Below are 14,021 nucleotides of genomic sequence, written 5' to 3' on the forward strand. Positions count from 1 at the left end.
ATGAAAACCGGTAATCAGTTCAACACCGTCGCGCTCGTCGGCCGGAGCAACACGCCCGGCATCGCCGAGCCGCTCGCCACGCTGGCTGGCTGCATCGCGAAGCTCGGCTTCGAGGTCGTGTTCGAAGCCGAAACGGCGCGCGAGATCGGCATCTCCGGCTATCCGGCGCTCACCCCGGCGGAGATCGGCGCGCGCGCGGACGTGGCGGTCGTGCTCGGCGGCGACGGCACGATGCTCGGCATCGGCCGCCAGCTCGCGCCGTACAAGACGCCGCTGATCGGGATCAACCACGGGCGGCTCGGCTTCATCACCGACATCGCGGCGGCCGACATGCAGGCGCGCGTCCCGGTGATCCTGTCGGGCAAGTTCGAGCGCGAGGAGCGCTCGCTGCTCGAGGCCCGGATCGTGCGCGACGGCGAACCGATCTACCACGCGCTTGCGTTCAACGACGTCGTCGTGAACCGCAGCGGCTTTTCCGGGATGGTCGAGCTGCGCGCGTCGGTCGACGGCCGGTACATGTACAACCAGCGTTCGGACGGCCTGATCGTCGCCACGCCGACCGGCTCGACCGCGTACGCGCTGTCGTCGGCCGGCCCGATCCTGCATCCGCAGCTCCAGGGCATCGTGCTCGTGCCGATCGCGCCGCACGCGCTGTCGAACCGGCCGATCGTGCTGCCCGACGATTCGAAGATCGCGATCCAGATCGTCGGCGGCCGCGACGTCAACGTGAACTTCGACATGCAGTCGTTCACCTCGCTCGAGCTGAACGACACGATCGAGGTGCGCCGCTCGAAGCACACGGTGCCGTTCCTGCACCCGGTCGGCTACAGCTACTACGCGACGCTGCGCAAGAAGCTGCACTGGAACGAACACGCATCGAACGAAGACGACAAGGCGTCCTGACGCACCCACGCCCGACACCATGCTCCGCCACCTCTCGATTCGCGACTTCGTCATCGTCGCCGCGCTCGATCTCGAATTCGACAGCGGCTTTACCGTCTTTTCCGGCGAAACCGGCGCCGGCAAATCAATCCTGATCGACGCCCTGGCCCTCGCGCTCGGCGAACGCGCCGACGCGAGCGTCGTGCGCGCCGGCTGCGGCCGCGCCGACATCACCGCCGAATTCACGCCGCACGACCGCGTCGCGCGCTGGCTCGACGAACACGCGTTCGACGCCGAGGACACCGTGATGCTGCGCCGCGTGATCGACGCGAACGGCCGCTCGCGCGCGTTCATCAACGGCACCAGCGCGACGCTCGCGCAGCTGCGCGAGCTCGGCGAGATGCTGGTCGACATCCACGGTCAGCACGCGCACCAGCTGCTGATGCGGCCCGACGCGCAGCGCGAGCTGTTCGACACTCACGCGGGGCTCGTGGCAGATGCCGCGAACGTCGCACGCGCGTGGCGCGTCTGGCGCGACGCAACGCAGGCGATCGACGCCGCGAAGGCGCACGAGCGCGAACTGCAGCTCGAACGCGAGAAGCTCGCCTGGCAGCTCGCCGAGCTCGACAAGCTCGCACCGCAACCCGGCGAATGGGACGAAGTCGGCAGCGAGCACAAGCGCCTGTCGCATTCGGCGAACCTGATCGCCGGCGTGCAGGGCGCGCTCAACGCGCTGTCCGAGGCCGACGACGCGATGCTCCCGCAGCTCGGCGCGATCGTGTCGAAGTTGCGCAGCCTGGCCGACTACGACACGGGGCTCGGCGATGCGCTCGCGTCGCTCGAACCGGCCGAAATCCAGCTGCAGGAAGCCGTCTATTCGCTGTCGCACTACGCGCAGCGCCTCGATCTCGACCCGGCCCGGCTCGCGCAGGTCGAAACGCGCCTCGACGCGCTGCACTCGACCGCCCGCAAGTTCCGGCTGCCGCCCGACACGCTGCACGAGGAACATGCGGCACGCCGCGCGCAGCTCGCCGCGCTCGACGCGGCCGCCGATCTCGGCGCGCTCGAAGCCGCGCAGGCGAAGGCACGGGAAGCCTATCTCGCCGACGCGAAACACCTGTCGACGGCCCGCGCGCAGGCCGCGAAGGCGCTCGGCACGGCCGTCACGGCCGGCATGCAGGAACTGTCGATGGCGGGCGGCAGCTTTGAAGTCGCGCTCGTGCCGCTCGCCGACGGCGGCCCGCACGGGCTCGAACAGGTCGAATTCCGGGTCGCCGGGCACCCCGGCGTGCCGCTGCGGCCGCTCGCGAAAGTCGCGTCGGGCGGCGAACTCGCACGGATCAGCCTCGCGCTGGCCGTGATCGCTAGCGCCGCCAGCCCGACGCCGACGCTGATTTTCGACGAAGTCGACACGGGGATCGGCGGCGGCGTCGCCGAGGTGGTCGGCCGCCTGCTGCACCAGCTCGGGCGCGACCGCCAGGTGCTGTGCGTGACGCACCTGCCGCAGGTCGCCGCACGCGGCGACCATCACTTCCAGGTCGCGAAAGGCGCCGACGAGCGCGGCGGCACCGTATCGTCGGTCGTCCCGCTCGACAAGGCGAGCCGGGTCGAGGAAGTCGCGCGGATGCTCGGCGGGCTCGAGATCACCGCCACCACGCGCAAGCACGCGAAGGAAATGCTGGCGGCCTGACGCCGGCTTCGTCGGCCGAAATGCAGAAGATCGGCGCATGCGCCGGTCCCGGACCGCCGACGAACCCCACGTTTTTCGGAACGCGGCGTGTCGCCTTTCCCGGAACAGGCCTGCAGCGGCACGGCGAGCAGGCAGACCGATCTGCCGGTCGAACCGCTCGCACGGCGCAGTTTTTCGATGGACGGGCGCCGCCCGAGCGCCGCCCGCCCTACCCCGCGGATTCGAGCGTCCTGCCGCGAACGCGGGATTCAAACGTCCGCATCAAACGCCCGTTTCGACCGCGCCGAACACACGCTCCCACAACGCCGTCACGGCCGCCCGCTCGTCGGCCACCAGCGCCGGATCGACCCGCGCCTTCTCCATCCCGTCGAGCCGCAGCTTGTGCTGCAGCTTCCGGTACTTGCGGTACGCGGCGCCGACGCGCTCGGCCTCGTCCTCGCCCATCAGCCCGAACCGCGCGACCTCGCGCAGCAGCGCGATGTTGCCGGTGTTGCGGATCAGCTCGGCATCGCTCGACGCATGCAGCAGCACCCAGTACTGGACGATGAACTCGATGTCGACCATCCCGCCGCGATCGTGCTTCAGGTCGAACAGCTCGGTCTGGTTCGGGTGGCCGGCGAACACCTTGCCGCGCATGTCGACGATTTCCTTCGCGAGCACCGCCCCGTCGCGCGGCGTCGTCAGCACCTGCTGGCGGATCGCCTCGAAGTCCGTGCCGATCTGCGGGTCGCCCGCGCTGTAGCGGGCGCGCGTCAGCGCCTGGTGTTCCCACACCCACGCGGTATTGGCCGCGTCGCCCTCGCGCAGCTGGTAGCGGCGGAACGCGTCGAGATCGGTCACGAGCAGCCCGGCCTCGCCGTTCGGCCGCAGCCGCAGGTCGATGTCGAACAGCGCGCCCGCGCCGGTCGCGGTCGTGAGCCACGTGATCAGCCGGCGCGTGAACGTCGTGTAGACGTCCGCCGAGCGCTCGTCGGGGTCGTCGTACAGGAAGATCAGGTCGAGATCGGATGCGTAGCCGAGCTCCTTTCCGCCGAGCTTGCCGTATGCGATCACCGCGAACTTCGGCACGTCGCGGTGGCGCTTCGCGAGCTGCGACCAGACGACTTCGATCGTCACGTCGAGCACCGCGTCGGCGAGCTCGGACAGGCGGTCGCTCACATGCTCGACCGACAGCTGGCCGGCCAGGTCGATCAGCAGGATGCGGAACACTTCCGCGTGCTGCGCGTGCCGCAGCAGGTCCATCTGCTGCTCGGGGCCGTCGGCGGCCGCGAGGCGCGCACGCAATGCGTCCTTGAACGCAGGCCAGTCGAACGGGCTCGCGATCGCTTCGTCGTCGAGCAGTTCGTCGAGCAGCTGCGGATGGCGAATCAGGTAGCCGCCGCCCCAGCGCGTCGCGCCGAGCACCGACAGCACGCGGTCGAGCGCGGCCGGATATTCGGTCAGCAGCGCGAGATAAACGCCGCGCCGGCTGACCGTCTCGAGCAGGTCGAACAGCCGCACGATGGTGTCGTCGCGGCGCGCGGCGTCGATCTGCGGCGCGGCCTCGAGCGCGCGCTGCGCGACGCTGTCGAAGCGCTGCCGGCTCTTTTCGGGCAGGCCCGCGTAGCGCGACGACTGCCAGATCGCGCGCAGCCGCGCGAGCACGGCCGCCGGATCGGTGAAGCCCACGCCGTCGAGGCGCGCGAGCAGCGCGTCGTCTTCGCCGTCGTCGGCGAGCGCCCCGCTCCAGATCCACGTGGCGGCCGTGTCCTCGCCCGCCGCGCAGGGGCCGCCGTTCACCTTGTCGGCAAAGATCTGGTCGAACTGCGCCTCGACGAACGTCCGGTGACCGTCGAGCACCGTCATCAGCGCAGCATAGTCGGCAAAGCCGAGCGACGCGGCCAGCACCGCCCGCTCGCCCGCATCGACCGGCATCGCGTGCGTCTGCGCGTCGTCGCGGTACTGCAGCCGGTGCTCGAGCGTGCGCAGGAAGTTGTAGGCGTCGGTCAGGCGCTCGCGCACGTCCTCGCCGATCAGCCCGCGCGCCTGCGCATGGCGCAGCACCGCGAGCGTCGGCCGCACGCGGAATTCCGCATCCTGGCCGCCGCGGATCAGCTGGAACACCTGCGCGCTGAATTCGATCTCGCGGATTCCGCCGCGCCCGAGCTTGATGTCGTCGGCCTTGTCGGGCCGCATCGACGCGCGGCGCGCGGCTTCCTGGCGAATCTGCTGGTGCAGCGCACGGATCGCGCCGATCACGCCGAAGTCGAGATAGCGGCGGTATACGAACGGCTTGACGATCGATTCGAGCTGCGCCGCCAGCCGCCGCGCCGCGTCGCTGTCGCCTTCGGATACGAGCCGCCCCTTGATCCACGCGTAGCGCTCCCATTCGCGCCCCTGCACGTAGAAATACTCCTCGAGCATCCCGAGACTGCAGACGAGCGGCCCCGAATCGCCGTTCGGGCGCAGTCGCATGTCGACGCGAAACACGTAGCCGTCGGCCGTGACCTCGGACAGCACGCCGATCAGGCGGCGGCCGAGCCGCGTGAAATATTCCTGGGTGGACAGCGGCGAGCGCGTGCCGCCGGCCGTTTCGCCGTCGTCCTCGTAGACGAAGATCAGGTCGATGTCCGACGACACGTTCAGCTCGCGGCCGCCGAGCTTGCCCATCCCGACCACGCCGAGCACGACGCGCTGGCCGTCGGCGCCGCGCGGCTCGCCGTACATCGCCTCGAGTTCGGCCGACAGCAGCGCGAGCGAGCGCTGCACGGCCACTTCGGCGAGATCGGTCATCGCGCCCGTCACCTCGGCGACGCTCGCGACGCCGCGCAGGTCGCGCTCCGCGACCGCGCCGAACACCTCGATACGCAACTGCCGCAGCGCACGCTTCAGTTGCTCGTCGCCCGGCGCGGCCGCGCCGGCCGGCGTGGCGAGCAGTTCGGTCAGGCGCGCGTCGAGCTGCGCGCGCGTGAGCGGCGCGGCGGCCCACGCGGCGATCTGGTCGGACAGCGCGGGACGCGCGGCGGCCGCGCGGGCGAGATAGCGGGAATAGGACGTGCTGATCAGGGCGGAAGCGTCGGTCATCGAAAAGCGGGCCTGGCAGTATGGCCCCGCTGCGGGAGCAACGCGTGCGCGCCCCGCTGCCGACAGGCCCCTTGGACTCGGCGCGGTGTCGCGACGCGGATGCGCCGCCGCGACAACCGCGCGCCGGAAAGCCCGTGCCGTGCGGCCTCAACGGCCGCCGGCACGAACCCGTGTGATACATTTCAACGTCAGTCTGCAAAACTACCATATCGCCGCCCTTCCGCCGCATGTCCGACCGTCAGGAATCCGCCGTAGCTGAGCCCGAAGCGGGACCTCCGAAGCACGATCATCCGGTCCTGCGTCGCGTGTTCAGGGTGACGCTGGCAGTCGGGATCGGCACGTACTTCGTCGCGTCCGGCGTGTTCCTCGGGATGCGCTACGTGCTGCTGCCGCGCATCGACGAGTACCGCCCGCGCATCGAGCGCGCGGTGTCCGACAAGCTGCACGCACAGCTTTCGATCGGCAAGCTGTCTCCGCACTGGTCCGGCATGCAGCCGGGCGTCGAAGTCGCCAACCTCACCATTCGCGGCCGTGACGGCCAGATCGCGCTGTCGGTCCCGCACGCGACGGCAGCGCTGTCGTGGATGTCGCTGCTGCGGCTGTCGCCTGCGCTGTCGAGCCTGATCGTCGACCATCCCGACCTCGTCGTCGCGCGCGCCGCCGACGGCTCGCTGAGCGTCGCGGGCGTCGGCGTCGCGACCACCCATGGCGGCAACGACACGTTCGGCACGTGGCTGCTGAAGCAGGAAGCGATCGTGCTGCGCAACGGCACGCTGCGCTGGCGCGACGCGCAGCACGACGCACCGGAACTCGCGCTGTCCGGCATCCGCCTCGCGGTGCTCAACCACGGCCGCGAGCACAAGGCCGCGCTGCAGGCGCCCGCGAACGGCACGCTGCTGCTCGGCCCGCTCGATTTCCGCGCGCGTTTCCGCCACAAGCCGCTCGCGCCGATCGGCAAGCCGACGAACTGGACCGGCGACGCGTACCTGTCGACCGGCCCGGTCGACCTGCAAACGCTCGGCCGCTATCTCGACATTCCGCTCACGATCCACGCGGGCCGGATCGACAACGCGATCTGGGCGACCTTCCAGGACGGCCACCTGCGCTCCGCGGGCGGCGACTTGCAGGGCGCCGACGTCGTGCTGCGCGTCCGGCCGACCCAGCCGCGCCTCGACGTGCCGACGGTCGGGTTCGGCTGGGACATGGCGCTGGACGCCGGCCACGACTACACGCTGCACCTGACGCGCTTCAACGCGGAGCTCGGCCAGCCGCCGCTGCCGGACGGCACGCCGCTCGCCCGTTCGCTCGCGCTGTCGACGCTGACCGCCCGCTACCGCGTGCCGACCGCCGACCAGGGGCAGTTGCTCAGCGTCGTCGGCGACCGCGTCGATCTCGGCATCCTCAGCGAGTTCATCCGCGGGCTGCCGCTGCCCGCGCGGCTGCGCAACGAGCTGATCAAGCTCGACCCGCGCGGGATGGTGTCGAACTATCACATCGAGGTCGAACGCGCGAAGCCGGCGCGGCCCGACCTGGCCGACGAAGAGCGGCGCATGGGCGCCGCGCCGATCGTCCGCTACCGCTTCCTCGGCGATCTGCAGGGCATCAGCGTCGCCGCGCAGGAGCCGCCGCCGGGTCTTTCCCCGCGTGGTCACCCGCGCGCCGGCTGGCCGGGCGTCGAGAATTTGTGGGGCCGCATCGATGCGAAGGAAACCGGCGGCACCGCGCACTTCGACACGGTCAATGCGGCGGTCACGGTGCCCGGCGAATTCGACGAGCCGCGCCTGACCTTCGACCGGCTGCGCGGCAACGCGAAATGGGTGATCACGCCGGCGCCGGGCGAGAAGCACGCGCGCGTCGACGTGACGTTGCCCGACCTGTTCGTCGCGAACCCCGACGCGGAAATCGCGGTGTCGGGGACGTACACGAACCCCGGCCACGGCCGCGGCTCGCTCGACCTGCGCGCGGATTTCGCGCGCGCGTCGGTTGCGCGCATTCCGCGCTACCTGCCGACCGGGATGTCCGAGCACCTGCGCGACTATCTCGGCCATGCGCTGCAGGACGGCCAGGTGACCAAGGGAGCCTCGATCGTCGCCCGCGGCCCGCTCGAGAAATTCCCGTTCGAACACGAGCCGGACGCCGGCGTGTTCCACATCGTCGCGCCGTTCACCGGCGGGCGCTTCGAGCCGACGCCGTACCCGCCGCGCAAGCTCGCGAACGGCACGCCGAGCATCTGGCCCGCACTCGACGGAATCGACGGCGTGTTCGAGCTCGCGCAGAACAAGCTGCGCTTCGACATCGCGCGCGCGCACTACAAGCGCGTCGCGCTGACGAAGGTCGCCGGCCGGATCGACGATCTCGGCAATCCGTCGAAGTCGCCGCTCATCATCGACGGCCATGCGCAAGGCCCGCTCGCGGACCTGATCGACTACGCGGACAACAGCTCGCTCGGCGCGATGAGCGGGCACATCGGCCAGCGGATCGATGCGCAGGGGCCCGCGGCGCTCGCGCTCAAGATCACGATTCCGCAGCACGTTCCGCATCCGCATACGCACGTCGAGGGCACGCTCGCGTTCGGCGGCAACACGCTGTCGACCGACGGCGTGCCGCCGCTGTCCGCGCTGCGCGGCAGCGTGCGCTTCAGCGAGGCCGGCGCGTCGCTGCACGAGCTGTCGGGGCGCTTCCTCGGCGGCCCGGTGCGCGCGAACGGCAACTTCCAGTCGCACGGCCCGTACGCGGTGGACGTCGACGGCAAGCTCGCGCTCGACGCCGCGCGCGGCCTGAACCTGCGCGGCACGGCCGCGGCGCTGCTCGAGCACGTGGTCGGCGACGCGCCGTACCAGCTCGCCGTGCGCGGCGCGCCGGGCCGCCTGCCGGAGGTCACCGCGCATTCCGACCTGACGGGCGTCGCGCTGAATTTCCCGGCGCCGTTCGCGAAACCGGCCGGCACGCCGATGCCGTTCCGCTTCACACTGCAGCCGGCCGCCCAGGCCGGCGGCAAGCGCCTCGAGCATGCCGACCTGACGCTCGGGCCCGTGTCTGCGACCTACCTGCTCGACGCCACGTCGGGCCAGCCGCTGCGCGCGGTGCGCGGCGCGATGGGCATCCACCGGATGCCCGACCTGCCGCAGGACGGCGTGAGCGCCGCCGTCGACGTCGACGAACTGGACGCCGACGCGTGGCTCGCGCTCGCCCGCACGCTGCAGCACGACACACCGCGCGCGCCGGAGCCGCAGGCCGCGCCGCGCGTCGACGTCGCGAGCTTCACGCCGAAGCGCTTCGCGCTCCACTTCGGCACGCTGAAGCTGCTCAAGCGCAACTGGGAAAACGTGATCATCGGCGCGTCGCACGTCGACGAGCTGTGGCAGGCGAACATCGCGTCGAACCAGGTATCGGGCTACCTGTCGTGGGCGCCGGGCGGCGGCCACAACGGTGCGGGCGTGCTGAACGCGCGGCTCGCGAAGCTCGTGATCCCGCAGAGCGCGCAGCACGACCTCGTCGGCCGCGCGATGAACCTGCCGACGCCGACCGACCGGCCGATGCCGTCGGTCGACCTGATCGTCGACCAGGTCGTCGCGCGCGATCACGACATCGGCAGGCTCGTCGTCAACGCGCGCAACCTCGAGGAAGACGGCGCGCCGGTGTGGCAGCTCGACAAGTTCGAGCTGGCGAACCCGGCCGCGAAGCTGACGGCGACCGGCAACTGGCGCACGTCGCGCCGCGCGCTGGCCCGCGGCGTCGACGAAAATGATGCGCCGCGCCGCAGCGTGTTCGACTTCAAGCTCGACGTCGGCAACGCGGGCGCGCTGCTCGACCTCGTCGGCCTGCCGCGCACGCTTGCAAACGGCCACGGCACCGTGACCGGCAAGGTCGGCTGGCGCGGCGGCCCGACCGCGGTCGATCTGCCGTCGCTCGGCGGCCAGGTCGCGCTCGACCTGGAACACGGCCAGATCCTGAAGGTCGATCCGGGTGCCGCGAAACTGCTCGGCGTGCTGAGCCTGCAGAGCCTCGCGCGCTTCCTGACGCTGAATTTCCGCGACGTGATCGGCAAGGGACTGCCGTTCGACAAGATCACGGGCACCAGCCGGATCTCGAACGGGATCGCGCGCACCGACGACTTCTCGATGACGACGGCACCGGCGAACGTGACGGTGCGTGGCGCGGTCGACCTCGGCGCCGAGACGCAGGACCTGCACGCGCACGTCGCGCCGAAGATCGGCGCCGGCACGGCGGCAATCGCGGCCGCGATCATCAATCCGCTGCTGGGTGTCGGCGTGCTGGCCGCGAACTACGCGCTGTCGGAGACGCTGTCGCACGCGTTCGCGCTCGACTACGCGATCACGGGCTCGTGGGCGCATCCGCACATCGAGCGGGTGCGAGGCGATCAGGGTAAGATGAATCACGGTCCGGCCGATGCGGCGAGCCACTGACGCGCGCAGGGTGCCGGGCCGCACCCCATTTATGACGCAACCGATCCAGCGATGACCGATCACACCCGTTCCGCCACGCCCTTTCGGGTCGCCGCGCTGCAGATGGTGAGCACGCCGGACGTCGCACGCAATCTCGCCGAAGCCGGCCGCCTGATCGCGGAAGCGGCCGGCGACGGCGCGCAGCTCGTACTGCTGCCCGAGTATTTCTGCTTCATGGGCCATCGCGACACCGACAAGCTCGCGCTCGCCGAACCCTACCGCGACGGCCCGATCCAGCGCTTCCTGTCGGAGGCCGCGCACCGTCACGGCATCTGGGTGATCGGCGGCACGCTGCCGCTGAAGGCGCCGGAGCCCGATCGCGTGCTGAACACGACGCTCGTGTTCGACCCGAACGGCCAGGAAGCCGCCCGCTACGACAAGATCCACCTGTTCAACTTCGAGAAAGGCGACGAATCGTTCGACGAGGCGCGCACGATCCGCGCGGGCGACACGGTCGTCGCGTTCGACGCGCCGTTCGGGCGGGTCGGCCTGTCGGTCTGTTACGATCTGCGCTTTCCGGAGCTGTATCGCAGGATGGGCGACTGCGCGCTGATCGTCGTGCCGTCGGCGTTTACGTATACGACGGGCCGCGCGCACTGGGAAATGCTGCTGCGCGCGCGGGCCGTGGAGAACCAGTGCTACGTGCTCGCGGCCGCGCAAGGCGGCAAGCACGAGAACGGCCGGCGCACCTGGGGCCACAGCATGCTGATCGACCCGTGGGGCGAGATCGTCGCGGTCCGCGACGAAGGCGCGAGCGTCGTGACCGGCGCGCTCGATCCGCAGCGCATCGCCGACGTGCGCCAGAGCCTGCCCGCGTGGCGGCATCGCGTGCTGGCCTGAACCGCTGAACCGCCCGGCGCTTGAAACGCCGCCCGGCCAACCCATCTGCCCAGAACGCACCCGACAACTTTTTGAGAACCCTCGATACCCGCATGAACATCATCGAACCCGGCATCCGCAATCTTGCGCTGGCGAAGGACATCCTCCTCACGCCGTACGGCCTCGACGAGAGCCTGCTCACGCGCACGATCGCCGACATCTTCACGCATCGCGTCGACTACGCCGACCTGTACTTCCAGGCGACCCGCAGCGAAGCGTGGAGCCTCGAGGAAGGCATCGTGAAGTCGGGCAGCTTCAGCATCGACCAGGGCGTCGGCGTGCGCGCGGTCGCGGGCGACCGCACCGCGTTCGCCTACTCGGACGACCTGTCGCCGGAAGCCATCGCGCAGGCGGCCGCGGCCACCAAGGCGATCGCGGCGGCCGGCGGCGGCCGCCAGAAGATCAAGGCGGCGACGTCCCTGAAGGGCATCTCGGGCCGCGACCTGTACCTGCCGTCCGATCCGCTCGCGTCGCTCGACGCGACCGCGAAGGTCAAGCTGCTCGAGCGCATCGAGCAGATGGCGCGCGGGCGCGACCCGCGCGTCACGCAGGTGATGGCGGGCCTCGCCGGCGAATACGACGTCGTGCTGGTCGCGCGCAGCGACGGCGCGCTCGCGGCCGACATCCGCCCGCTCGTGCGCGTGTCGGTCACGGTGATCGCCGAACAGAACGGCCGCCGCGAGATCGGCTCCGGCGGCGGCGGCGGCCGCTTCGACTACGGCTACTTCACCGACGAAGTGCTGTCGCGCTACGTCGACGACGCCGTGCACGCGGCGCTCGTCAACCTCGACGCGCGCCCCGCGCCGGCCGGCGCGATGACGGTCGTGCTCGGGCCGGGCTGGCCGGGCGTGCTGCTGCACGAGGCGATCGGCCACGGCCTCGAGGGCGACTTCAACCGCAAGGGTTCGTCGGCGTTCGCCGGCCGGATCGGCGAGCAGGTCGCCGCGAAGGGCGTGACGGTGGTCGACGACGGCACGCTGCCGAACCGCCGCGGCTCGCTGAACATCGACGACGAAGGCAACCCGACGCAGTGCACGACGCTGATCGAGGACGGCATCCTGAAGGGCTACATCCAGGACACGCTGAACGCGCGCCTGATGAAGATGCCCGTCACCGGCAACGCGCGGCGCGAGTCGTACGCGGCGCTGCCGATGCCGCGCATGACCAACACGTACATGCTGAACGGCGACAAGGATCCGCAGGAAATCATCGCGTCGGTGAAGAACGGCCTGTACGCGGTGAACTTCGGCGGCGGCCAGGTCGACATCACGAACGGCAAGTTCGTGTTCTCGGCGTCCGAGGCGTACATGATCGAGAACGGCAAGATCACCTACCCGGTGAAGGGCGCGACGCTGATCGGCAGCGGCCCGGAATCGCTGAAGTACGTGAGCATGATCGGCAACGACATGTCGCTCGACTCGGGCGTCGGCGTGTGCGGCAAGGAAGGCCAGAGCGTGCCGGTGGGCGTCGGCCAGCCGACCCTGCGGATCGACAAGATGACGGTCGGCGGTACGGCATAACCGCATCGCGGCGCAGACAATCCGCGCATTTTGACAAAAGCGCGCGGATTCTCCGCATTTTTGAGCACCCCCGGTTGCCAGCGACGCGGCGACCGGGTATAAATTCCGAATCAACTTTTTTGACGAACCGAATCTCCGTCATGTCCGCCAAGTTTTATTTTTACTTTTTTTGGCATCTCAGACCGCTGGCGGATCGAGAGGGTTGATGGCGCGTGAAGCGCAACCGAAATTCCCGAAAAAACCGCCGGCGAACCCGGCGGTTTTTTTTCGCCCTTCGCCACCCGGTCGCCGCCGCAGCGGATCCCGCGGCCCCGACCGAAATCACTGAATCGCTTGAATCGCTTGAATCGATGAATCTGCCGCACGCGCACTGACCGAACGGCGCCCGCAAAACCAGGAGAAACAGCATGCCCCCGCACAACACCGACGACGTCCGCATCCGCGAACTCAAGGAACTGACGCCGCCCGCCCACCTGATCCGCGAATTCGCGTGCTCCGAGGCCGCGTCCGAGCTGATCTACAACTCGCGCCAGTCGATGCACCGCATCCTGCACGGGATGGACGACCGGCTGATCGTCGTGATCGGGCCGTGCTCGATCCACGATACGAAGGCGGCGATCGAGTACGCGGGGCGGCTCGTGAAGGAGCGCGAGCGCTTCAAGGGCGAGCTGGAAATCGTGATGCGCGTGTACTTCGAGAAGCCGCGCACGACGGTCGGCTGGAAGGGGCTCATCAACGATCCGCACCTCGACAACAGCTTCAAGATCAACGAAGGGCTGCGCACCGCGCGCGAGCTGCTGCTGCAGATCAACGAGATGGGGCTGCCGGCCGCGACCGAATACCTCGACATGATCAGCCCGCAGTACATCGCCGACCTGATCTCGTGGGGCGCGATCGGCGCGCGCACGACCGAGTCGCAGGTGCACCGCGAGCTGGCGTCGGGGCTGTCGTGCCCGGTCGGCTTCAAGAACGGCACCGACGGCAACGTGAAGATCGCGGTCGACGCGATCAAGGCCGCATCGCAGCCGCACCATTTCCTGTCGGTGACGAAGGGCGGCCATTCGGCGATCGTGTCGACGGCCGGCAACGAGGACTGCCACGTGATCCTGCGCGGCGGCAAGACGCCGAACTACGACGCGGACAGCGTGAACGCCGCGTGCGCGGACATCGGCAAGGCCGGCCTCGCCGCGCGCCTGATGATCGACGCGAGCCACGCGAACAGCTCGAAGAAGCACGAGAACCAGATTCCCGTGTGCGCGGACATCGGCCGCCAGGTCGCGGCCGGCGACGAGCGCATCGTCGGCGTGATGATCGAGTCGCACCTCGTCGAGGGGCGCCAGGACCTGAAGGAAGGCTGCCCGCTGACCTACGGCCAGAGCATCACCGACGCGTGCATCGCGTGGGACGACAGCGTGAAGGTGCTCGAAGGCCTCGCGGAATCGGTGAAGGCACGCCGCGTCGCGCGCGGCAGCGGGAACTGATCGCCGGCGGGCCCGAGGCGGCACATGCCGCCTGCGGGCT

At 69.9% G+C, this 14,021-nt stretch carries 8 protein-coding genes; 6 read left to right on the top strand and 2 right to left on the bottom strand.

Going from position 1 to position 14,021, the window contains the following annotated elements:
• Complete coding sequence (locus DID99_RS22310; RefSeq protein ID WP_124487961.1) at positions 1-903, top strand: NAD kinase; 903 nt, start codon at positions 1-3, stop codon at positions 901-903.
• A 19-nt stretch (positions 904-922) separates the two neighbouring features.
• On the top strand, positions 923-2,572 hold the full coding sequence (gene recN, locus DID99_RS22315) for a DNA repair protein RecN (RefSeq protein ID WP_124519945.1): 1,650 nt from the start codon (positions 923-925) through the stop codon (positions 2,570-2,572).
• Between the two features lie 261 nt (positions 2,573-2,833).
• On the opposite strand, the gene glnE is transcribed toward recN, so the two are convergent.
• Positions 2,834-5,635: a bifunctional [glutamate--ammonia ligase]-adenylyl-L-tyrosine phosphorylase/[glutamate--ammonia-ligase] adenylyltransferase gene (gene glnE / locus DID99_RS22320; protein ID WP_124519947.1), complete on the bottom strand. Its 2,802-nt coding sequence runs from the start codon at positions 5,633-5,635 to the stop codon at positions 2,834-2,836.
• 227 nt (positions 5,636-5,862) lie between these two features.
• Between glnE and DID99_RS22325 the strand changes: the two genes are divergently transcribed.
• From DID99_RS22325 to tldD, 3 genes are all read left to right on the top strand, one after another.
• Complete coding sequence (locus DID99_RS22325) at positions 5,863-10,062, top strand: YhdP family protein (protein WP_124551340.1); 4,200 nt, start codon at positions 5,863-5,865, stop codon at positions 10,060-10,062.
• A gap of 51 nt (positions 10,063-10,113) precedes the next feature.
• Positions 10,114-10,941: a carbon-nitrogen hydrolase family protein gene (locus DID99_RS22330; RefSeq protein WP_044844040.1), complete on the top strand. Its 828-nt coding sequence runs from the start codon at positions 10,114-10,116 to the stop codon at positions 10,939-10,941.
• A gap of 92 nt (positions 10,942-11,033) precedes the next feature.
• Positions 11,034-12,500 carry a metalloprotease TldD gene (gene tldD / locus DID99_RS22335; protein WP_059451318.1) on the top strand — a complete coding sequence of 489 codons (1,467 nt, stop codon included), beginning with the start codon at positions 11,034-11,036 and terminating at the stop codon, positions 12,498-12,500.
• 110 nt (positions 12,501-12,610) lie between these two features.
• Here tldD and DID99_RS22340 read toward each other — a convergent pair whose 3' ends face one another.
• A complete protein-coding gene (locus tag DID99_RS22340) occupies positions 12,611-12,865 on the bottom strand; it encodes a hypothetical protein (RefSeq protein ID WP_185733808.1) in 255 nt (84 codons plus the stop codon).
• Between the two features lie 42 nt (positions 12,866-12,907).
• Between DID99_RS22340 and aroG the strand changes: the two genes are divergently transcribed.
• Positions 12,908-13,981: a 3-deoxy-7-phosphoheptulonate synthase AroG gene (gene aroG, locus DID99_RS22345; protein ID WP_059465445.1), complete on the top strand. Its 1,074-nt coding sequence runs from the start codon at positions 12,908-12,910 to the stop codon at positions 13,979-13,981.
• Positions 13,982-14,021 lie beyond the last annotated feature (40 nt).

Source organism: Burkholderia sp. Bp8986 (genome assembly GCF_003854225.1).
GTDB lineage: Bacteria > Pseudomonadota > Gammaproteobacteria > Burkholderiales > Burkholderiaceae > Burkholderia.